The organism is Sulfuricurvum sp. (assembly GCF_030691015.1).
GTDB lineage: Bacteria > Campylobacterota > Campylobacteria > Campylobacterales > Sulfurimonadaceae > Sulfuricurvum.
In genome coordinates, this window is the sequence record NZ_JAUYFF010000001.1 from 1 (window position 1) to 23,026 (window position 23,026).

The window sequence follows — 23,026 nt, forward strand, 5'->3', positions numbered from 1 at the left end:
ATTGTGTTGACATTAAAGGTCAACGTCTTCGAGAAAGTCTCGAACCGTTTAACCTACTTAGTTTTCAATGATCGCAAACTCAAACTCTAGGTCTTAACTCAAGGCCTATCAGCGTTTGTGGACGGGAATTATAGGGGAAATCGACAAAGAAGTCAAGAGGTTTCGGGAAGAAATTTAAAGAAAGTGGAAAAAACCACTTTTTAGTTGTAGCTAACCGATACATATCCGGTTTGAGGGCGTACCATAATCGTAGCATTTCCTTCATTTTCATGAACTAACGTGATATTGCAATCAGAGGTAAGTAAATATTGATTCATATTTGTGACAGGTGGATTTGCACTTGTAATATAAAAATATGGTCGTCCTAATGCATCAAATGCTAATTCTTTGCCGGTACCGTTACCTTTGCAGTTTGCGGAAAATATAACACTTTTAATTGCATATTTCTTTTTAAGATCAGTAATATCACTATTTCCATCTAACGAATCAGCTGTTAATGGATCTGTTGCAACCTCTTTATGAGTAACGCTATCTGAATTTCCATTATGATCAGTGTCACAGTAAATTTTATACCACACATTAGTTGCGGTTGATGTAAATTCAATCTGCCAATTTTCACGGAACCATAATTGATCAGTCGGATCAAACTTATCATCCGTCATAGCAAGGTGTTGTGTATATCGAATGTGACCAGCTACTTGTTCAGATGCTTCTATTAAGGAATTACGGTTGAAGTTGGGCATAGCAAGAACAGCTAAAATACCTATTACTATAATAACAAAGACAAGTTCTAGCAAGGTGAAAGCAAAACGTTTCATTATGAAACCTTTAGAAAACAAAATTCATTAAAAAACGATTATAACAAAAAAGGAGAAAGTTTGAAGCGAAAGAAGGGTTCTTCCCGCTTTCGCGGGAAGAAAAGGAAAGGTTTAGATTTCGTCTGCGAGTTCGACGTTGTAGAGGATATCGTCTGTCGGGTGGCGATACATCGGCATACCGAGACGTTTTTCATCAAGGATATGACCGATAAATCCGATAGAGCGACCGACAACGAAGAATGCGTTCAATGCACCCGCTTCGATGAATCCGTCAATCTCATCTTCTGAGTAACCAAGTGCACGCCACATATCGACCATCAAGATACCGATAGTACCGTCAACGTTTAAAATCAGGTTATCTTTTTTAGACGTCGTTAATTTCTCAACTTCAAGTGCAAAATCAAGCAACGGTGTGCTTGGGAAATGCTCAGCCGCGTATTTTTTCAATCCTGATACACGAAGATCCGGGTTACGAACCGATTTGATACGGTGACCGATACCGGAAATGGTTTTACCCTCTTTTTTCATATAATCGATAAATTCAGCAGGAGACATGCCACGGTCGTTTGCGTATTTGAAATAACGAGCCGCATCATCAATCGCTCCACCGAAACGTGGTCCGATAGTCAACAAACCAGTTACCAATGAGCTGATAACATCTTTCCCTGCACGAGCGGTTACTTTTGCATTATGTGCACCCGAAACGGCTGGACCGTGATCGGCAACGGTTTTGATAACCGTCTCAAGATAATCTGTCGCCCATTTCGGATAACGTTTTTTGAACCAAAGGAGTGAAATAACATCGCCGATACCGAAACCGGTTTCAGGAGTTGCAACCGAGCTGATCGGGTACCCTGCGTAGGTCGCTTCATCACCACGGTCATCAGAGATCGTACAGATGAACTCTTTTTTACGGCGTACTTTTGGTACTTCACGTAATTCCGGTTCAACAATCTCGCCGATTATACCCTCAGAGCGAAGTTTTCCGTACACTTCCGCGATTGTCTGCGGAAGATCATTGAAGCTTGCCGGTACATAGATACCTGCTGCTGCCATCGCTTCATTTTTAGACGCTGCCGTCTCTGCATCCGCATTTGCCGAAGCACCCGCGTGACCGAATTGGACACCTGAGCTGAAATGCTTAGCAATGGTACCGATACACCATGCAATGATCGGTTTTTTGATCTTGCCGGATTTTACCGCTTCGATCACTTTGTACTCTTCAGTCCCCCCTACTTCACCGAGAAGAACCATGTATTTAACTTCAGGGTTTCTCTCCATACGAAGAAGGTTATCAATAAATACTGATCCGACAAAACGGTCTCCGCCGATCGCAACACCCTCAGCAATACCGTCAGCATTGATACTGATGATGTTGGAAAGCTCATTGAACAAACCGCCTGAACGGGTTACCAATCCGCATGAACCCGCACGGTGCAATTTAGAGTTAATGATATTTTCGATAGTTCCGCCGACGTTTGCGATTTTGAATCCGCCCGGTGCGATACCGCCGACCGTTGCCGGTCCGATAACTACCACACCCGCATCGCGAGCCGCTTGGTTCATTTTACGCGCCAAACGCTCAGGGATACCTTCTGCGGTTACCATGACCGTTTTGAATTGTCCTTTGATCGCGATCGCTTCCATCGTAACGTCATACGCCGTACGGAAAGATCCGAAGTTCAAAAGAACATCGGCATTCGGGAATGCCGCTGCCGCTTCGGTAGTGTTACGAAATACCGGAACCATAATCTCATCCGGACCATAGAAAAACTTCTCGAATTTATTACCTGAAGTCGGAGCAACGATTGCCGCAACCGAAGGTTTAACGCGATTGATTACATAGTCGTAATCCAACATACGTTGGATAGCGCTTGCGTTGTTGTTCCAAAAAATTGCTTGTGTATCTTTGGTAAATAAAGCACCCATCATTCTCTCCTTATTTCTCTAAAGCCATACGTACGATATCCGTTACGTGTGTTTCTGGCCCATAAACTTCGATATAGAGACCTAAACGGTCTGCCGCTTCTTTAATATCTTTGAGACCTTTTTCATAGTTCGGTCCGCCGCGACGTACATAAATACGTGTGTTATGCTCTTTCATACGATCCGCATACGTTTCGAATGATTGGATAATCCCCGTAAAGGTTTTCGCTACATCGGTAAAGTTTGCAATCGCACCCCCGATGATAAGGATTTTATCGCGCCCTTTAGGATCTTTGTGACGTGTCATAAGATCAAGGACTGTATCCGCGTAAAACTTGGTTTCTCCCGTAGTCGGTCCGCCGGAGTACTCACCGTAGTTGGCAAGATCGGCAACGTTTCCTGAGAGGTCGGCAATAGTATCGGCATACACAACCGATGCTCCACCGCCCGCGACCATAGTCCAGATACGTCCCATAGGATTAAGAATAGTAAGTTTCAATGAAGCACCCGATTTCGAGTCTGCTTCCGCGATCGCTTTTTCTTCAGGAGATTGATCTTCCATACCGAAAGCCGTCGGGAACTCAGCACCGCACCATGCATCACCCATCATAAATCCTGCCGTGTCATCAAGACGTGCAACAAGATCAAGAATGTGCATATCGTTACCGATCATGACGATCGGATTGATTTCAAGATAAGCAAAATTTTGATCACGGTAGAATTTGTAAAACTGCTCGGCAAACGCAATAAAGCGCTCTTTGTTTTCAGCCGGAATGCCGGATGGAACATTGGCACGGATAAGATGCTCGATTGAAGCGTCATCCATAGTAATAGGAATGGTCACTTCGTTAACTTTTTCTTCCCATCCCTCTTCAACTTCCATACCCCCCTCAGCCGATAGGTAAAGAACATCATCTTCACCGACTGTAGTCGCTGAAATATAGTACTCTTGATCTTGAGAGTGCGGAGTGAACGGCTCAACAATAAAATGGGTCAATGTCCCTTTTTGTCCTGAAAGAAGTGTTACTTCATGCGCAATTTTTTCGTCAATCCATTTAGCGGCATCTTCAAGTGTGACATCACCCGGTTTGGCAGTTTTAAACAATACAAGATCGTTTTTCCCGCGTTTGCCGAATAGCATATCGGGTTTAGCAACCAATGCCTCTTGTTTTAACCACTCAAAACCGTGTTTTTGTGCACATGCACGCAATTCATCACCATTGGTTACCAATACTGATTTAAAACCGTAATGAAACCCACTGAAGTATTTTTCCCAATGTTTAGAGAAAATTGCTTTACCGTCGTATTCACGAATCGCTCTTTGAGCCATTGCAACTCCTTCGAATAATCTATTTAACGAAAATTATATCATCTATAGGGAATTTGAGGGACATCTGAGATGTTTTTCAGGAGAATAAGATCACTATTTGTTTACTTTGGTAACATACGTCTCATAAATTGGTGTATTTATGTAACTTATTGTAACCTTTTTGCCATATGGATTCAACTTGCTCTCCAAGCGGTTCTCATTGCACTGGGTGATTTCGTAAAAACGAAGCCGTAATTGCAGTTTCACATCCCCCGCATCAACACACTGAATATTTTCATGATGCAATACACCCGACAGTTCTTTGGCAACATGCATCGGATAGGAAAAATGGCGAGTCGGATTGCTCAAAAAACGGTAAAAATAGTGGTTAAAGAAAACAGCTAAAACATTGATGACTAGGAGTGCAAATGCACTGTAAAAAAGGATTCGGTAACGTCCGCGAAATTCACGCAGTCTAATACGATAGGTATGGAAAAAGGTTTGTGCCGCGAGTGGTAACGCCAAAAGTAAAAAAGGGGCGAAGGTTTGTACTTCCACTTTTTGCCGAAATGAAAGGAGTAAAGAGATCATAAACGCACTCATAGCGATCATCCAAATTAAATCCCACTCTTTGGCGATCATACGGCGATAAAGGACATAAAAGAGATAGAGAAAAACAATCGGAGAAAAAATAGCGGTATAAACACCTAATGCATCCAGAAAACGGCTTTCAGGAGAACCGCCGATATGAATTCCGTAGAAACTCAGAGATACTACGAGAGCGACAGTGCCCGTAACAATATATAGATACTCTTTTCGGTAAGCTCCATATAAGGCGATTGCGAAAAAAAGATAGGCAAATGCGGGGTCAACAGCGATCAAAAAAGGGAGTAATCCTAATGCGTATCGCCCATAATTCAGATGAAGGTACCCAAATAGAAAAAGGGAGACGATCACCAATCCGGCATTATCAACGACCAATGCGGCACTCGTAACCCCTGGAAGAAGGGTATAAATCAATACAATCCATAAACGATCGCCCTCACGCGAAACATAGTGTTTTGAAATAGCATACAGGAGAACTACCGAAAACAGATGCAACACAATCATCGGTACTCTAAGTGCGTAGTCATTCTGTCCGAAAAAATGGAGAGAAGAAGAGATTAAAAATTGTAGAGGGGAAAAGTCACCGTATAAAATCTGTGCTTCGTGATAGCCGATAGAGAGCCCTTGAATCTGTAACAGCAGGATTAAAAAATTAATCCCTATTATTATAGAAAAAAGGGCTTTTTCTCTCATAGTTTTAGAAAATTGTTGAGTATCTCATGCCCGAATTCACTCATAATCGATTCGGGGTGAAACTGTACGCCGTAAATCGGTTTGTTTTTGATCTCCAACGCCATAATTTCATGATCGTCTTCGCTGTACGCTGTCGGAATAATCACATCGGGGAGATTCTCCTGCTCAACAATCAATGAGTGATAACGAGTAGCGGTAAACATCTCCGGCAATTTATTAAAAATAGGCGTTTCTCCCGTTCGTACCATTGTAGAGGTTTTCCCGTGCATCATCCGATTTGCCCGCACGACATTGCCACCGAATACTTGAGCAATACTTTGATGACCCAAACAAATTCCTAAAATAGGCACTTTATCGGCAAAATGACGAATGACATCAAGGGTTACCCCTGCATCATCGGGAGTTGCAGGTCCCGGAGAGATGATGATCTTTTCCGGATGAAGCGCTTCGATCTCTTCGACCGTGAGTTCATCGTTACGGATAATTTTCAAATCAGCCCCAAGTTCCAAGCAATACTGAACAATGTTGTAGGTAAAACTGTCATAGTTATCAATCATTAAAATCATTGCTTTTCCTTACCAAGCTTTAATTGTATTATACAAGCTATCACGTTCGATCGGCTCAAAGCCGCTGTTCTTTATTAGGGCAACGAACTCTTCAAGATTGACACCGTGCGCACTTGCCGCCCCTGCAGCAGAGTTGATCGACTCTTTTTCAATCGTACCGTCAAGATCGTTTGCTCCGAATTCTTGAGCAACAAGGGCGAGATTGACCGTAGAGGTAACCCAATAAGCCTTGAGGTTCGGGACATTATCGAGAACGATACGGCTAATTGCCATAGTTTTGAGAATTTCATGTGCTGTTATCGACTCTTTGACGTTCAAAAAGTTGTTTTCGCTCTGATACACCAGAGGGATAAAGCAGTTAAACCCCCCTGTTGCATCTTGCAAATCACGTATTCGCATCATATGATCGATCCGATGAGCGCGCTCTTCGACGTGACCAAAAAGCATAGTTACATTGGACTTCATCCCACGTTCATGCCATTTACGGTGGATTTCCAACCATTGAGCAGAATTAACTTTCCCTTTACAGATGTAATCGCGCACTTTCTCGTCAAAAATCTCCGCACCGCCTCCCGGCATCGAATCAACCCCGTTGGCTATCATCAGCTCAATAATCTCATCGTAACTTTTGCCGTACTCTTCGGCGAGAAAATGAACTTCTGCCGCCGTGAGGGCTTTGATATGGAGGTTGGGATGACGTGCTTTTATTTTACTGAAGACTTCGAGATACCACTCTAACCCCGTATCAGGGTTGTGCGCAGAGACGATATGCACTTCCGAAATACCGCGTGCAACGATATCGTCGGTGATCGCCAAAATCTCTTCATGACTCATGGTATAAGGATTGGGATTTTTACGGCTTGCACTGTACGCACAAAATTTACAGATATCTTTACATACATTGGTCGGATTGATATGACGGTTGATATTAAAATAAGTTCGTTTACCGTGCAATGCTTTACGACGCTCATCGGCAAGTTCGCCGAGGCTAAAGAGGTCTAAATCGTACAATGCGACCGCTTCGTCTGCGTTCAAACGCTCATTGTTTTTTACTTTTGATATCAAATCCATATTCAATCTTTATTACTATATTTGACGCGCATTATAGCAAAAGAAAAAACGCTCTTCTTTAACTGCACCACATTTTTTAAACTTACCAATCAAATAATACCGTGCAGTTTTTATTCGATTTTTTCGCACAATAGAGTGCTTTATCGGCACGACTGATAAGATCTTCCAAAGTATCTCCCTGTTGATGGATCGTAACACCGGCACTGATGGTGACGTGAACACTCTTCCCCGCATAGAGGAGATTGCTTTTCTCTATTTTTTCGCGAATTTTATCGGCAATCATTTGTGCCTGTGTCACATCACAGCGGTTAAGGACGACGGCAAACTCTTCTCCTCCATAACGGTACACTTTATCTGCCGTTCGGATCATCCCTTTGATCGTTTGCGCAATGAAATAAAGTACTTTATCCCCTGCTACATACCCGAATTCATCATTGAGAAATTTAAAGTTGTCTATATCGATCATCATTAAGACCAAAGAGAGTTTTTTGTTAATACCCGCTTCGATTAAGGGCTCGATATCTTCACTAAATCCTTGGCGGTTTCCAACTTTGGTCAACGGATCGGTGGTGAGTTCCGAGCGGGCTACCTGAAGTTCTTGGTTGAGGGCATTAATTTTCGATTGCGATTTTTCAAGCTCTTCATACATCGTTTGATTAAGGGCGCTTAACCCTTCAATAAAAGTGACAAATTTTTCCAACGAACCGGAGGGGGCGTTATCGATGTATTGACGCTGAAGCTCTGCAACCGATGCGATACCCGAATGTGACTCAATAAAAGAGACGACAGAGTGTTCTACCATATCGAGATATTTGGTTACATCCTCTTTGGAATCGCTGAGGGCTTTATGATCTACGTTTTCTTGATCTTTACGAAGCTCTTCATCGGCCGTTTCTGCAAAAAGCTGGTCAAAAAACTTTTTATACTGCGAAGGATACGGGGGAAGCTTCATTGAACGTAAAAGACCCATCACGTGATCATGAATATCTAATATTTTTTGATTAATGATACTGCTATCCATTTTCCGTTTCTCCTCGCTTTGTGAAGATTGTATCATTTTTGTGTCAACACTATTTTAATTTTGCCTCTTTTTTAGCCGTTCTCTTTTCTCCAAAAAAAATATTATGCGCTACAATAAAATAAAAAGTGATCCCAATGAGTATTACCGAACGAATCGAAGACCTAATCGACCATAATGCCAGTGATTTTGAGATATCCAAACTTTTTAAAACTCATATATCCGATTATAAAAACTCTCTGTCTGAACTTTTCGAGCGTAATCAGGGGAAAGATTTCCTCGTCATCCACACCAAAACTCTCGATTCGATTATCTCGCTTATGTATAAAACAGTTCTACGACGGATGTTTGGAAACTATCTTCCGATGCGCAGTTCTATCCCCATCGCTTTTATTGCCCTCGGGAGCTACGGACGTGAACAGCTGTGTGTCCACAGCGATATTGATCTTATGATCGTGTATGAGAAGAACGATGGATACAATACTGCCGCCATTATCGAGAAATTTCTCTATTTAGCATGGGATGCAGGGCTAAAACTCGGGCATCGCGTCCATGAAATCAATGATCTACTCAATGCATCACGCGAAGATATCACCATTAAAACGGCCATGATGGAGTCACGTCTCATCATCGGCTCCCCTTTTACGTGGAGTGTCACACAAAACTGTTTGACGGCTATCCGCAACGATGACCCGAAATCATTTATTATGGCCAAAATTGAAGAAGCCGATATTCGTCGCACTAAATTCCCTTTTTCGATGCAACCCCATATCAAAGAGGGGGTGGGCGGTTTGCGTGATTCGCAGTTGCTCTATTGGATCGCCAAAACGATTTACGGCGTCAATAGCCTCAAAGAACTCAGCGGCGAACTCTTCAGCGATGATCACTATCGTGAATATCGGATTGCTCTTGAACTGCTCTTCCGCGTCCGTAGTGCGCTCCATCTCCTCAGCGGAAAACAGCAAGATCAACTTGTCCTTGACTATATGCCTCGTATTGCGCAAATGTTAGGATTCAGTGATGAAAAACGTCTTGTCAGCCGTCTCTTGGAAGCCCAATGGCGCATCAACAACTTCACCCAGATTTATGTGAAGAAAATGGCACGTCATTATCTTGTTGATCCAGCGCAACTCTCAGCACTCCGCTCAGGAAGAATTCATAAAGGGTTTTATTGTGTCGAAGGGACACTCTACGCTTCGTATAACACACCGACACCTCCGATCGACACGCTGTTGGAACTATTGGCAGGGTTGGAAGATCGTGAATGGGTATTTGATTCAAGTGTTCTCTTTCATTTTACCTATGCCCACATCAAACATCCGCTAAGAGCTAAAACGTATACCTTATTACGCAAGCTATTTGAACGCCAACATTTCTATGTCATTGTAAAACTTTTTTACGATGCGGGTATCTTGCATCATCTCATAGGAGCGTTCAAAAAAGTACTGCATCTGCCGCAGTTTGACGGCTATCACCATTACCCTGTCGATTTGCATTCTATCAAATGTATTGAAGCTCTTGAATCGATAAAAGATCCTTATGTAGAAGCCCTTTATCAACCGCTGTCCGCATCAGATAAACTCCTCCTCAAAGCGGTCATTCTCCTTCACGATACCGGTAAAGGTCGTAAACAAGATCACTCGGAAGTAGGTGCCAAACTCATCGTCCCGTTCTTGAAAAATTTCAAGCTCCCTACTCAGCAGTTAGAGCGTGGAGCACTTCTCATACGCCACCATGTATTGATGAGTAATGTCGCCTATCGTGAAAATCTTTATAATGAAAAAACGCTCTACCAATTTATGTCCAAAATCAAGACACCGGAAAATTTAACTCTGCTGTATATCCTGACATATGCGGACATCAACGGCGTAGGAAATGGAACCTACACGAGCTTCGGAGCCAACTTACTCCATGAACTCTACGAAGCATCTCTCGAAATCGCTTCCCAAAACGATCGGATCACCGATGCGATTAAGCGTGTCAACAAAGAAAAACGGCTCAATCACGATCCTGAGTTCCTGCAACTCTCTAAAATTGAGCAAAAAAAGATTCTCGCAATCGAATCGAATCTTTTCTTTTTCAAACACACCCCCGCTGATATCGTCACCCTTTCCAAAGAGGCGTTTAAATGCCAAAGTTTCACCTATCAGCTTGAAATCGAAAGAGGACTGGTTATCCATATTTTTCGCCGCATACCGCTCAATCTCGGCTATCTGCTCGGAAAACTCAGTTATCTAGATGTCGCTTCTATGGATATTTTTACCCTATTTGACGGTATCAAATATTTTAAAATCGAATTTTTACAACGTCCGTTAGAGGGGACTATGGAGCAGATTCAGATTATCGTCGAAGAGGCATTCGATATGTCTAAAAAGCTCGCCCTTCCCAAACCGATTATCAAAGCAAGCGAAATCACCCTCGATTGTGACCACTCTATCCATTACGCCCAGCTCAATCTCAATACGACAAATCAGCGGGGATTATTGGCTTATTTTGTCCAATGTTTCGATGAAGCAGAGATTAATATCGCTACCGCAAAAATCCATACCAATAAAAATATGGCCAGAGATCATTTCTTAATCGAAAAACAAAACAGGATGTGCGATAATGCGCGCGAAATAATTGATAAATTAATAGGAGAATAGCTTATGTGCGGTATTGTAGGGTACATCGGAGTCAAACCGGTTAAAAAAATCTTGATCGACGGGCTTCGTGAACTTGAATATCGCGGATATGATTCCGCCGGCATCGCCGTTTTGCAAGACGGCAACTTCTCCTTGTTCAAAGCAGTGGGGAAACTTATCAACCTCGAAGAAAAAGCCCAAAATTACGAGAGTACCGGGTTTTCCGTCGGTATCGGTCATACCCGCTGGGCAACACACGGTAAACCGACCGAGCTCAATGCCCATCCCCATCTGGGACAAAACTCGTATGTTGTCCACAACGGTATCATCGAAAACTATCAAGAACTCAAGACCATGCTCACGGCGCACGGGGTACAGTTTTTAAGCCAAACCGATACCGAAGTAATCGTCCATCTTTTCGAATACCAGCTCAAAAGTGCTTCCACCCCGTTTGAAGCATTTCAGCAAACCCTCGCACAGCTTCAAGGAGCGTATGCGATATTGCTCGTCAACGCCGATGCTGAGGGGACAATATTCTTTGCCAAACACGGCTCTCCGATGATTATCGGGCGTAACCGTGAAAATGAAACACTCTTTGGCTCTTCCGATGCCGCATTGATCGGAAAATGCCATGAAGTGATCTATCTCGAAGACGGTCATTACGGCTACGCATCCGCAAAAACAATCGAGATGTTTGATGAGCATAACAATCCGGTAACACTCCGTTTCACTCCTCTCTCTGAAAACAAACTCTCCGCCCAAAAAGAGGGGTTCCGATTTTTCATGGAAAAAGAGATTTATGAGCAAAGCCGTGTTTTGGCCGATACCCTTCTCGGGCGCTTACGCGATGAGAGCGTCTATTTTGAAGAACTTGAAAGTGACCTTTTTGAAGGGATTAACGAAATCAAATTCTGTGCCTGCGGTACCAGCTACCATGCCGCGCTCGTAGCCAGTTATCTATTCGAACGCCACGCCAAAATTAAAACCTCGGTTGAAATCGCCAGTGAATTTCGTTACCGTGAACCGTTTCTCACCCAGGGTACCCTTTTCGTCGTTATAAGCCAAAGCGGTGAAACGGCCGATACGTTAGAGAGCCTAAAAATGGCGAAACGCAATAATCTCAAGACTATGGTTATTTGTAACGTTGACAACTCTTCAATGGTACGGTTAGCCGATGCATCTATCCTCACCCGTGCAGGGATCGAAAAAGGGGTCGCTTCCACCAAAGCGTTTGCAACCCAAGTATGTGTATTATGGATGCTTAGCCTCTATCTGGGAGACGTGCGCAAAACACTCCCGATTGATGAGATCAAACGCCAGATTAAACTTTTACGTACTCTGCCTGTGACCGTTACTGTTGAGAGTGCTTTGCATGAGCAGCTTCGCCGCTTAAGTAAACGCTACCTGCACGGTCACGGCTTCTTTTTCATCGGAAGGGATGTCTTTTTCCCTCTTGCGCTCGAGGGAGCATTGAAACTCAAAGAGATCACCTACCTGCACGCTGAGGGTTACCCGAGTGGAGAGATGAAACACGGGCCTATCGCACTCGCCGATCCTGAGCTCTTTACCATTGCCCTCCTTCCACAGCACAAACTGTACGACAAAACCAAAAGCAATATCGAAGAACTCAGCGCACGCGACTCCACTATCTGTTCTATCAGTCCCCTTGATTTTGATAAAGCTGACGATCATATTCGCACTGCACATAGGGAAGATTATATGCTCGAATTTTTTGAGATGATGGTTGTTTTACAACTTCTCTCCATGGAAATCGCTATCCGATTAGGAAATGATGTCGATATGCCGCGCAATCTCGCAAAAAGTGTTACGGTCGAATAGCCGTTCCACTTTCTTCCACTTTCATCTAACTTTAAAAATAATTTAGATATTGTCAGTACTTAAATAATTCTCTATTTTTAACTCTCAAAATATAAGGTAATACAATATGAATGCAAACCGGAAAATATTATTCATCGTTGCTTTGATGCTCATCGGGCTTGCTGTAGCTACTATCACCAACGTTGCCCTCAACTTTCGTGATTACGGGTACAACAATGCGATTGAAAAATCAAAAATGACTGCTGAAATCGTGCGTGACGGATTAACGGCGCACATGGTAAACGGCATCATGGACAAACGGGAGTTTTTTCTCGGTAATATCGCCAATATCAAAGACGTCCAAGCGCTTTGGATTGTTCGAGCCGATAGCGTTATCAAACAATACGGCGAGGGGATGCAAAATGAGAAACCCCGAGATGCCATGGATCGGAAAGTTCTCAAAGAGGGGATCACGGTTAGAGAGATCCGTGAAGACCCGAAAAATGCAGTTTTACGGGTAACGATTCCCTACACCGCGACAGCGTATGGAAATCCGAACTGTCTCACCTGTCATAATGTTCAAGAGGGTGATGTTCTAGGTGCCATCAGTATGGAGTTCAATATCAACGAAATTCGTCAGACGGGTGCTATGACTATTGCTAAGATTTTTGCTATCAATGTCATCTTTATTATTATCGCGCTGTGGGTCACCAACCACTATTTTAAACCTTATATGAAACTTTTTGATAATCTTCAAAACGGTATCAAGCGAGCTCGTACCGGAGATTTCAGTTTCCGATTCACCACCTCCCTTAAAGATGCGGGAAGTGAAGTTGCCGAACAAATGAATACCCTATTCCAAAAAATGGAAGACACCTTCGGCGGGATCAAACATAATCTTAACACTTTTGCGTCACGCTCCAATATCTGTAGCAGTGACCCCCTCAGTACAGCCGGAGTCATTATCCAAGAGCTTTCCGATGTTTATAAATTTAAAAAGACCATTGAGCATGATGCGAATAAAGATGCCGTATATGACCGATTTATTTATATCTTAAAAGAGAAATTTCATTTTCACCATTTTGCACTTTATGAAGTGGACAAAACAACCAAAGAACGCAAACTGATCCACATTACCGATCACAAAAGTTTTTGCCTTCCAAGCGCCGATAAAGATACCTTAGAGTGTCGAGCTTTCCGAACAGCCAGTGATGTCTATTCGACTGATTTCCCAAATATCTGCGCCAATTGTGCCGAAGACAAAGAGTACTCGTGTATTCCGTTTAACATCAATGATGATTTAGCGCTCATCCTCTCCTATTCTGCAAAAGACACGGAAACGATTGAAATGATGAATCTTGCGTTACCGAGCATCAAAAACTATTTTGAAGCAGCTAAAGCAGTCATCGAAAGTCGTACGTTGATGGATAAACTTCGCGACTCTTCTCTGCGAGACGGAGCCACCGGCCTTTATAACCGCCGCTTTTTAGAAGAGTTTATCGATAAAAGTTCAGAGCAGGCGGCTCGTTCAAATATGTCTTACGCCGTACTTATGATTGACATCGATTACTTTAAAATGATAAATGATACCTATGGGCACGATGCCGGAGATATCGTCATTAAATCATTATCCGAAATTTTAGTCCACGCAATCCGAAAAGCAGACCTTCCTGTCCGTTACGGCGGAGAAGAATTCCTGGTACTGCTTCATAACACAACACCTGAGGGGGCATTGTCCGTAGCTGAGAAAATACGAACTGCTTTCAATGAGAAGAAATTTCAATTTGGAAATGATACGGTTCAAAAAACCTTGAGTATCGGGATTGCCCACTTCCCATCTCAGGCTGACTCTATCTGGAAAGTGATCAAATTTGCAGACATTGCCCTCTACGAGGGGAAACATACGGGACGTAACCGTGTCATCGAATTCGAAGCGCGCATGTTTAGCGGCGGAGACCAGTTCTAAGCTATCCTACGAGGTAGAACCTTCCTCTGTGTCAGGGGAAGGTTCTCTTTATCACTAGACCTACTCTTTGCTCATCTCTCTAAACGATCTAACGATATTCACCTAAATCAGCACTATCCCCATTGTATATAGAAGATTCTCTTCTCTAAATGAGATACTTATACACAGAAGTTTTAAACCGGCATCAACTTACTATCGTACACTAAAGAGGCATTCCCTCCCTGATGTTTTGCTTCTAATAATGCCCGCTTAGCGTATTCGATCCCCTCAAGCATATCAGGTGTTTGCGCAGGGAAAAGAGATATACCGATGCTCACTGTTTTCAATATAGCATAGGTATTGATTCTAATCTTTTTCTTAAATGCGTTGCGAATAGTATCCGCAACCTCATTAACCTCATCCGCTTCGTAATCGTATAGAATAACGGCGAGTGTATCACCGCCGTAGCGGATAAGGATATCCCCTTGTCGAAGATTCTCGTGAATCGTGTGCGCCATTGCTTTTATCACTTCATCTCCCACCACAGACCCATAGGACTGATTGATAAGATGAAACTGATCCATGTCGATCATTAAAATACCGTAAGGGATCATTGTTCGTGTTGATTGCGCCACAATGAGCTTCGTCAGCTCTTCGAGATAGGCACGATTATAGAGCTGTGTCAGAGGATCAATCCGAACCGTCTGTTGCAATTTTTTATTGATAATCTGAAGTTTTGAGGCATTGATGTAATTGCCCAATTGCTCAAGTGCTAATCGTATTGCACCCACTTCTCGGATTTCATAGGTTACTAATGAGACAACAATATCCAGATCATCAACGATCGGATAGCTTTGGCATACATAATGAGCATCAGGGTCAATCATTTTCGGACACGCCACTTCACATTGGGTCGAATCGACCATTCCGCTCGTTCTATCAGCGCGACAGCCGCTTATCGCATCACATAAAAGTGTTTTTTCGGTATGGACAATATGGGTGGTTTTATCAAGAGGATTGAGCTCTAAAATATTGAAATTACTCAAATTCCAACGCGTACGAAGCAGTGCTATAATCCGTGCGTATACCTCTTCGAGATTTTGATCTTTTTCTATTTCCGTTCTAAAGCGCTCCACTTCATACAGTTGATGAACCCCCATCTGAAGGGTATAGAGTGGATCGCTGTTTTGTTGATCGAGTCGGATAAGGGAACCCATCTTTTTACCGCTTTCAGTAAGGGTAGAATCGAGTTTTTCCATGACTGCATTGGTCCACATCGCGGCGTTATAGCCATCCAGTGTCTCAGAGGGTTCGATACGATGCGTATAATCACCCCCTTCTGCTTTTTCCATTGTTAATGCAACCGCATCAAGGGTCTCTTTATACGAAGCAATAAAACGACGAATAGTTTTAAGTAGATAATAGGTTAACGTCATCAAAACAATAATCGCTACCGCAACCGCTATCAGTCCTGTTACTTTGAGATCATTTATCTCCATCTCAATGGATACAGCCCCTAAAACAACCCCTGCTTTACTATCATGGCAACTGAGGCAATCAATTTTTCCCTTTTCCGTTGCAATGTAGGGAATTGTGAGGCGATAAAGGGTATCAGAGAACAACGAGCCTGAAACATTTTCAATGGCCTTCCCCTCACGCAATACGGCGCGGTCTATATCATCAACAGGATCTTGTGGATATATCCCTCTTCCATATTGTCTGTTTAGCGCTTCAGAGCGGATAACCCACGTACGCTTCATCCCCTCTAACGTATCGATTTGTTTTAGCAATTCGTTTTGATAATCGCTACTGCCGGTAATCATATGCGACGTTAAGGACTCTTGGACGATATGTGCCGCAAGATTTGCCTTACTCTCCGCCGATTGAAGCCCCATATATCGAAAAGTCACTGCTAATACGACAACAAACAGAGCCGTTATCCCTGCTATACTGAGAATGAGGGTAAAAAATGTTTTCTCTTTTTTCATTATTCCTGACTTAATTAACGTAAATAGATCGATTATACTGAAAAAAAGATTAGAGTTATTAAAAAGGGATCATTTCCCCCAAGAAACGGGGGAAAAGGAGGTTGTTTTAGTGACAGCCGCAGCCGGTGCCGCAACTTCCGCTTGAAGCAGGTGTTTCTTGTTTTGGTGCTGCGGCAGTGGAGCATGCAGAAACACCCGGAGGAGTATTCGGCTGGATAGCTTGGTTATCGACACCGCCATCTGCATTGATTTTCTCGATGGTTGCCCACAAATCTTCCGCTGCCTTCATATAACGCTTTGCTGTCTCCGAAGTCGGTGCATAATAGGTCACCGGTTTTCCCTCATCCCCGCCGGTTCGGATAGAAGGCTCGATAGGAATCTCGGCAAGGATGCACGTATCAAATTGATCTGCCATCGCTTTGGATGTCCCTTTACCGAAAATATCGTATTCGACACCGGTATCGGGAGCGATAAATCCGCTCATGTTTTCAACAACACCCGCGATCGGAATATGAAGTTTTTTAAACATATCTAAACTACGGCGTGAATCATCGAGTGACACCATTTGAGGAGTCGTAACGGTAACACCGACCGTGACCGGAACACTTTGTGCCAACGTGAGTTGTGCATCACCGGTACCCGGAGGCATATCAATAACGAGACAATCAAGATCCGACCACACTATATCGCGCAAGAACTGCTCGATCGCTTTCATGATCATCGCACCGCGCCAAATGAGCGACTGCCCCTCTTCCATAAGTGAACCCATCGACATCACTTCAACACCGTACGCTTTTAATGGGAGGACTTTATTTCCGACCACTTCAGGTTTTTGACCATCAAGTCCCATCATACGAGGGATATTCGGCCCATAAATATCGGCATCCAAAAGACCCACTTTTTTCCCCTGCATCGCAAGAGCCACCGCAAGATTAACCGAAGTGGTCGATTTACCGACGCCCCCTTTACCCGAACTTACCATAATAAAGTTTTTCACCTGAGGGGCGATATTTTTACCTTTAGATGAACTTTCACGTGGCATTTTAGGAGCCTGAATGTTAATAACCACCTCAGCCGCACCGGCACGTTTTAACTCATCGGTCGCTTCCGTCGTAATTTGGTGCGCCACTTCAGGGGCACTTGAAGTAATATCGACTACCACATTCACGTTAGAACCATCAATCTTAATCTCTTTAACGAATCCGAATGTCACGATATCTTTCGTGAATCCCGGATAGGTAACTTTCGATAATGCCGATTTTACAATTTCTTCTGTCATAAAAATATTCTCCTTAGTGGTTTTAGCTTGCGCTTTGTGTTTTTGCTTCTTCAGCGATCCAAGCCAATGATTCTGGATTATCCATAATCTGCTGGGTAATTTTATAGCTGCAAAATTTCGGTCCGCACATGGAACAGAACTCCGCATCTTTAAAGACATCCTGAGGCAATGTCTCATCGTGATACTCACGTGCCCGCTCAGGATCGAGAGCAAGTTCAAACTGACGATTCCAATCAAAGGCATAGCGTGCATCGCTCATCGCATCATCGATATCACGAGCACCTTTGCGTCCACGAGCGATATCGGCGGCATGTGCCGCGATTTTATAGGCGATAATCCCTGCACGGACGTCTTCGGCATTCGGCAATCCCAAATGCTCTTTCGGGGTGACGTAACAGAGCATTGAAGCGCCATGCCATCCCCCCACTGCCGCACCGATGGCAGAGCTGATATGATCATACCCTGCCGCGATGTCGGTGACGAGAGGGCCGAGAATATAAAACGGTGCTTCATGGCAATATTCACGCTGAATCTTCATATTTCGCTCGATCTGATTGAGAGGAACGTGACCCGGTCCTTCGATCATCACTTGAACATTTTTCTCCCACGCACGAAGTGTCAATTCACCGAGGACTTTAAGTTCTCCGAGTTGTGCTTCATCAGAGGCATCCGCCAAACACCCCGGACGAAGGGAATCCCCCAAAGAAAGGGAGACATCGTAACGGGCACAAATATCCAAAATCTCATCATACGCCGTGTAAAACGGGTTTTCGCGATGGTAATGCATCATCCATGCCGCCATCAAAGATCCGCCACGGCTGACGATTCCCATCTTACGTTTGGCAACTTTCGGCATAGTTTCGAGCAAAAAGCCCGCATGGATCGTGAAATAACTCACCCCCTGCTGCGCTTGACGCTCCAGTACTTCGAGCATAACTTCTATACTCAAATCTTCGATTTTGTTGTTCACATCGTGCAAAATTTGATAAATAGGTACCGTTCCGATCGGGATCTTAGAGTTTTCAATCACTGCACGGCGAATCTCATCCAAGTCTCCCCCTGTGGAGAGATCCATCGCCGTATCCGCTTTATAGTGCTGAGAGACCTGAATCTTTTCAATCTCCCCCTGCACATCCGACGCAATGGCGGATGATCCGATATTGGCATTAATTTTACAACGTGCGGCAATCCCAATTGCCATCGGTTCCAAATTTTTATGATTAATGTTAGCAGGGATAATAAGACGTCCCCGCGCTACTTCGGAACGAACCAACTCAGGATCAAGCTCCTCTACTTTGGCAACGTAAGCCATCTCTTCTGTAATGATGCCTTGCTTGGCATAATACATCTGAGTTCGGACAGTGTCGTTTTCTCTTTGGGCGACCCATTCAGTTCTCATAGTGTTTGCTCCTTAAATTCCGAAAGCTATTTGGACTTATAAATAAGACCCCCTAAAAGGGTCGTATCTCTTTTAATGTAGATTAAAAACTTCAAGAGGATTTAGGTAAAGAATCTCTCTTTCCTCTTGATATACTCTTATAATTTATCGCAAACAAGATAAAAAAAAGCTTTTTGAGTGTATAATTTCGTAACAGTTTACAAAATAGGATACATTTTGTCTGATTTAACCCTTGTTTTACTTGCCGCAGGTCACTCAACCCGTTTTAAAGTACCTGTTAAAAAACAATGGCTCCGTATAGGGCATGATCCGTTGTGGGTTTATGTTACTAACCGTATCAAAGAATCTCTCCCCGAAGCTACCGTTATTCTCTCCGCTCATGCAGATGAAATCCCCTTTATGACTTCAATGTGCGATTTTACCGTTGTAGCCGGAGGCAATACCCGTCAACAATCGCTCAAAAATGCCCTCAAAGAGGTCAAAACCCCTTACGTTATGGTCACCGACATCGCCCGTGCCTGTATCGATCCTGCTCTCATCACTCGTTTGTTAGAACACAAGGAATTTGCCGATACCATCGTCCCTGCTCTGAACGTTCATGACACCGTTGTCTATGGTGATGAAACGATAGAACGCGAACGGGTCAAGCGGATTCAAACTCCTCAACTTTCCCGTACCGAGGTCTTACGTCGCGCCCTCGAGAGCGATATCGAATACACGGATGAGAGCAGCGCCGTCGTCGCCATGGGGGGAACCCGCTATTTTGTAGAGGGGGACGAGCGTGCCGCAAAAATAACGCATGCCGGTGATACTGCGGCACTCGAATGCCTCGCACCCCCTTCAAACGTTATTTTTACAGGTAACGGATTTGACGTTCACCCCTTTGAGGAGGGCAAAGTGATGATGCTCGGCGGGGTAGAAATCGACAGCCCCTATGGGTTTAAAGCCCATAGCGACGGGGACGTTGCCATCCATGCCCTCATCGATGCACTTCTAGGAGCTGCCTGTCTAGGAGATATCGGGATGCTGTTTCCCGATACCGACGCATCCTATAAAAATATCGACTCAAAATATCTCTTGGCACGATGTGTCGAAAAACTCCACCATTTCGGATTTGTCATACTCCATGCCGATATTACTATTATCGCCCAAACACCGAAAATCGCCCCTTATAAAGATCGTATGCGCTCTATCCTTGCTTCATTGCTCCATATCCCTCCTGCTCGAGTGAATGTCAAAGCGACAACAACCGAGCATCTCGGATTTATAGGCCGCAAAGAGGGCTTAGGGGTGATTGCAACCGCATCAGTACACTATTTTGATTGGAAAAACGGATGAACATACTCATTATCGAAAATGAAATCTATCTTGCACAAAGTATCGCATCTAAACTTAGTGATTTAAGTCATAACTGCGATATCTCAAGCTCTACCAAAGAGGGACTCCGCGGAACACCGTATGATGTAGTCCTCCTCTCTACCAACATCAGCGGACAAGACATCTATCCCGTCATCGAAGCGTATAAAAATGCGGTTGTTATTTTGATGGTCAGCTACGTGAGCAACGATACCGTCTCGAAGCCTCTTGCAGCGGGAGCCAAAGATTATATCCTCAAACCGTTTATGATTGAAGAGCTGATCCGTAAAATCCAACACTTCCAAAATCATGAACGCCTGCGCCGTCAAAACCAAACGTATGAGCGTTATCTTACCCATACGTTTAACTCAATCAATGTGGATGAAGATTTAGATAAAACAGAGCTTCCTCTCTTCATTTGCAGCGGGTACCAAAAATATGCCGACGCCTTTGCCTTTCGCTATGCGGCACATCATGATAAAACACTCCAATTTATCTCTCTCTCTTCCGCAAAAGCTTTTAGCGATATCGCGGCACAAAGTGAAGATTCAATCTTGTTTATCACCGATTTTCAAAACCTCAAAAAAAGTGAACACAAACCGTTTTATGAGTTGATCACCGGAAAAAAATGTATTGTGGCCAGTACAGAACCCATCGATAGTCCCCCTTTCAAATTAATCGAAATCGAAAGTGAAAATCACCTTTTTGATCAAGGCGAGATTTTACCGATCGAAGATTATGTTAAATACATAATGATCCATTTCCAAAACCGATTTCCGGATACGGAACTCTCTAAAAAACTCGGTATTTCACGCAAAAGTTTATGGGAAAAGAGAAAGAAATATGGCATCGTCAAGAAAAAATAGAGCCCTCTATATTGACCAAGAGGCCGTCTCAGCCCTTACCTTACTGAAATCGGGCATGCTCAGCCCCGTCACCGCATTGATGAATGAAAAACAAAGCAAAGAGGTTCTCAGCAGCGGGATGTTTCTCGGAAAAACCTTCCCTTTTCCTCTCATCCTCTCCCCCAGCGGAAAAGTCAATGAGACGATACTCACAAGCGCGCATCAAGGTGAAATCCTTGACCTGATCTGTGATAACGTTATTGTAGGGGAGCTTTGTGTCGATGAAGTTTATCCTATTGATCCGCGCGAACGGCTTCATCAAATCTACGGAACGGAAGATCTATCCCATCCCGGAGTAAGTGCCACTCATAAGCGATTGGGAAAATATGCTATCTGCGGTGATTACTCTATTGATCTCTCCAGTGTCCAAGCTATTCAGGAAATGATTACGCAAGCCAAAGAACAAATCGGTGCACAACGGACTACCGCGTTATTTATGGCTGCCAATCCGCTTCATCGTGCCCATGAACGCCTTATACGTCAGAGTTTGGAGCATACCGACTTAATTATTATTTTTCTTCTCAAGCCTTACAACAATGCTGATTTAAAATATGATCTTCGCTTTGAAACCTTGAAATTTTTTGTCGATAACTATCTCCCTCGCAACCGTGTCATAATTGTTCCACTGGAGAGCAGTTATATTTTTGCCGGAAGCAATGAGGTCATACTGGACGCGATCGTAGCGAAAAATTATGGATGTGACCGCCTCATGATCGGTCAAAATCATGCCGGAATCGGTATGTATTACGATCATAATGCCAATAAATCGATTATCGATCGTCTTGTCGGTATCGATATCGAAGTGGGCATTGCGAGTGAATACGTCTACTGCAATCAATGCAAAACGCTTGTCAGTGTCCAAACGTGTCCGCACGGTCATCACCACCACATCTCGTATCATTCCGAATCGATTCTAGAGCTGATGCGACAAGGGCTTCTCCCACCTGCCGTTTTGGTGCGTAAAGAGATATCCGCCATGATCGTCGCATCGTTGTATCCTAATCGGTTCAAAAATCTTGCCAAACTCTATTACGACATTATGCCGGTTAACGGTCTGCTCGAAGAGCACACGGAAAAAGATTTCTATGTTGCCCTCATGCGCCTTTATCAGACGACGTCATTAACATAAGGAATAAAAATTGAATTGGTTTTTTCTGACCGTCGGTTACAGCGGCCTCTCACCTAAAGCACCCGGAACGATGGGAACACTCGCTTCATTGCCTCTTGGCGTCGCGATACTCCTCTATTTCGGGCCTCAAACCCTTTTCTTGAGCGCTTTGCTTATCACGCTGATTGCTATTAAAAGAATCAATGTATATGAAGCCACATCTGGAAATCATGATGACCAAAGAATCGTTATCGATGAACTCGTCGGATTATGGTTTGCCCTCTCTATAGCACCGGGAATCGGATTTGATATGGCGGCACTGATGCAATGGAATAACGGAATCGCGCTCCAAATAGCCCTTAGCTTTATCTTTTTTCGTATTTACGACATCAAAAAACCCTCTATCATCGGTCGAATTGACCGTGAAGCCAAGGGTGGTCTTGGGGTTATGGGGGATGATATCATTGCGGGATTTGCCGCCGGAATCTCTGCTGCAATCCTTTGGCAAATTATCGTAAAAAGCGGACTAATTAGTTAATTACCTCATAAATTCACATCTTGATACTTTCCTGAGACGATCTGCGCTACACTTTCCAC

Annotated in this window: 17 protein-coding genes; 7 read left to right on the forward strand and 10 right to left on the reverse strand. The window is 43.7% G+C overall.

Features of this window, described 5'->3' with window-relative positions; translation table 11 throughout:
* Nucleotides 1-200: 200 nt before the first annotated feature.
* From Q8O20_RS00005 to Q8O20_RS00035, 7 genes are all read right to left on the reverse strand, one after another.
* Complete coding sequence (locus Q8O20_RS00005; protein WP_305529477.1) at nucleotides 201-818, reverse strand: Tfp pilus assembly protein FimT/FimU; 618 nt, start codon at nucleotides 816-818, stop codon at nucleotides 201-203.
* 111 nt (nucleotides 819-929) lie between these two features.
* Nucleotides 930-2,747: a citrate/2-methylcitrate synthase gene (locus tag Q8O20_RS00010; protein ID WP_305530022.1), complete on the reverse strand. Its 1,818-nt coding sequence runs from the start codon at nucleotides 2,745-2,747 to the stop codon at nucleotides 930-932.
* Between the two features lie 10 nt (nucleotides 2,748-2,757).
* The gene (locus tag Q8O20_RS00015; RefSeq protein WP_295055847.1) at nucleotides 2,758-4,074 is read right to left on the reverse strand and encodes an ATP citrate lyase citrate-binding domain-containing protein; all 1,317 of its coding nucleotides are present in this window, start codon (nucleotides 4,072-4,074) and stop codon (nucleotides 2,758-2,760) included.
* 93 nt (nucleotides 4,075-4,167) lie between these two features.
* A complete protein-coding gene (locus Q8O20_RS00020; protein WP_305529478.1) occupies nucleotides 4,168-5,352 on the reverse strand; it encodes a hypothetical protein in 1,185 nt (394 codons plus the stop codon).
* A complete protein-coding gene (locus tag Q8O20_RS00025; protein WP_304741736.1) occupies nucleotides 5,349-5,918 on the reverse strand; it encodes an aminodeoxychorismate/anthranilate synthase component II in 570 nt (189 codons plus the stop codon). Before Q8O20_RS00025 ends, Q8O20_RS00020 begins: the two co-directional genes overlap by 4 nt.
* Nucleotides 5,919-5,927: 9 nt before the next feature.
* Entirely contained in the window at nucleotides 5,928-6,989 is a 1,062-nt protein-coding gene (gene mqnE / locus Q8O20_RS00030) for an aminofutalosine synthase MqnE (RefSeq protein ID WP_305529479.1), read from the reverse strand.
* An 82-nt stretch (nucleotides 6,990-7,071) separates the two neighbouring features.
* Nucleotides 7,072-8,010, reverse strand: a complete 939-nt coding sequence (locus Q8O20_RS00035) for a GGDEF domain-containing protein (protein ID WP_305529480.1) — start codon at nucleotides 8,008-8,010, stop codon at nucleotides 7,072-7,074.
* A gap of 134 nt (nucleotides 8,011-8,144) precedes the next feature.
* On the opposite strand from Q8O20_RS00035, the gene Q8O20_RS00040 reads away from it, so the two are divergent.
* The 3 genes from Q8O20_RS00040 to Q8O20_RS00050 all read left to right on the forward strand — a co-directional run bounded on the left by Q8O20_RS00040 (nucleotide 8,145) and on the right by Q8O20_RS00050 (nucleotide 14,415).
* Nucleotides 8,145-10,652 (forward strand): HD domain-containing protein, encoded by a 2,508-nt coding sequence (locus Q8O20_RS00040; RefSeq protein ID WP_305529481.1) that lies wholly within the window; start codon nucleotides 8,145-8,147, stop codon nucleotides 10,650-10,652.
* Between the two features lie 3 nt (nucleotides 10,653-10,655).
* Nucleotides 10,656-12,470, forward strand: coding sequence for a glutamine--fructose-6-phosphate transaminase (isomerizing) (gene glmS / locus Q8O20_RS00045; protein WP_305529482.1), 1,815 nt, complete (start codon nucleotides 10,656-10,658; stop codon nucleotides 12,468-12,470).
* Between the two features lie 106 nt (nucleotides 12,471-12,576).
* Nucleotides 12,577-14,415: a GGDEF domain-containing protein gene (locus Q8O20_RS00050; RefSeq protein ID WP_305529483.1), complete on the forward strand. Its 1,839-nt coding sequence runs from the start codon at nucleotides 12,577-12,579 to the stop codon at nucleotides 14,413-14,415.
* Nucleotides 14,416-14,588: 173 nt separating this feature from the next.
* Here Q8O20_RS00050 and Q8O20_RS00055 read toward each other — a convergent pair whose 3' ends face one another.
* From Q8O20_RS00055 to thiC, 3 genes are all read right to left on the reverse strand, one after another.
* Nucleotides 14,589-16,382: a diguanylate cyclase gene (locus Q8O20_RS00055; RefSeq protein ID WP_305529484.1), complete on the reverse strand. Its 1,794-nt coding sequence runs from the start codon at nucleotides 16,380-16,382 to the stop codon at nucleotides 14,589-14,591.
* A gap of 106 nt (nucleotides 16,383-16,488) precedes the next feature.
* Complete coding sequence (locus tag Q8O20_RS00060) at nucleotides 16,489-17,661, reverse strand: Mrp/NBP35 family ATP-binding protein (RefSeq protein WP_304739533.1); 1,173 nt, start codon at nucleotides 17,659-17,661, stop codon at nucleotides 16,489-16,491.
* A 22-nt stretch (nucleotides 17,662-17,683) separates the two neighbouring features.
* A complete protein-coding gene (gene thiC / locus Q8O20_RS00065; RefSeq protein ID WP_304739535.1) occupies nucleotides 17,684-19,060 on the reverse strand; it encodes a phosphomethylpyrimidine synthase ThiC in 1,377 nt (458 codons plus the stop codon).
* A 216-nt stretch (nucleotides 19,061-19,276) separates the two neighbouring features.
* Here thiC and Q8O20_RS00070 point away from each other — a divergent pair, with 216 nt between their 5' ends.
* Genes Q8O20_RS00070 through Q8O20_RS00085 form a run of 4 tightly spaced genes read left to right on the forward strand, consistent with a single transcriptional unit; the run spans nucleotide 19,277 to nucleotide 22,967 of the window.
* Nucleotides 19,277-20,398 (forward strand): bifunctional 2-C-methyl-D-erythritol 4-phosphate cytidylyltransferase/2-C-methyl-D-erythritol 2,4-cyclodiphosphate synthase, encoded by a 1,122-nt coding sequence (locus tag Q8O20_RS00070; RefSeq protein WP_305529485.1) that lies wholly within the window; start codon nucleotides 19,277-19,279, stop codon nucleotides 20,396-20,398.
* The gene (locus tag Q8O20_RS00075) at nucleotides 20,395-21,282 is read left to right on the forward strand and encodes a response regulator (RefSeq protein WP_304739539.1); all 888 of its coding nucleotides are present in this window, start codon (nucleotides 20,395-20,397) and stop codon (nucleotides 21,280-21,282) included. The genes Q8O20_RS00070 and Q8O20_RS00075 overlap by 4 nt, the downstream gene beginning before the upstream one ends.
* Nucleotides 21,260-22,450, forward strand: a complete 1,191-nt coding sequence (locus tag Q8O20_RS00080; protein ID WP_304739541.1) for a sulfate adenylyltransferase — start codon at nucleotides 21,260-21,262, stop codon at nucleotides 22,448-22,450. Before Q8O20_RS00075 ends, Q8O20_RS00080 begins: the two co-directional genes overlap by 23 nt.
* Nucleotides 22,451-22,460: 10 nt before the next feature.
* On the forward strand, nucleotides 22,461-22,967 hold the full coding sequence (locus tag Q8O20_RS00085) for a phosphatidylglycerophosphatase A (RefSeq protein WP_305529487.1): 507 nt from the start codon (nucleotides 22,461-22,463) through the stop codon (nucleotides 22,965-22,967).
* Nucleotides 22,968-23,026 lie beyond the last annotated feature (59 nt).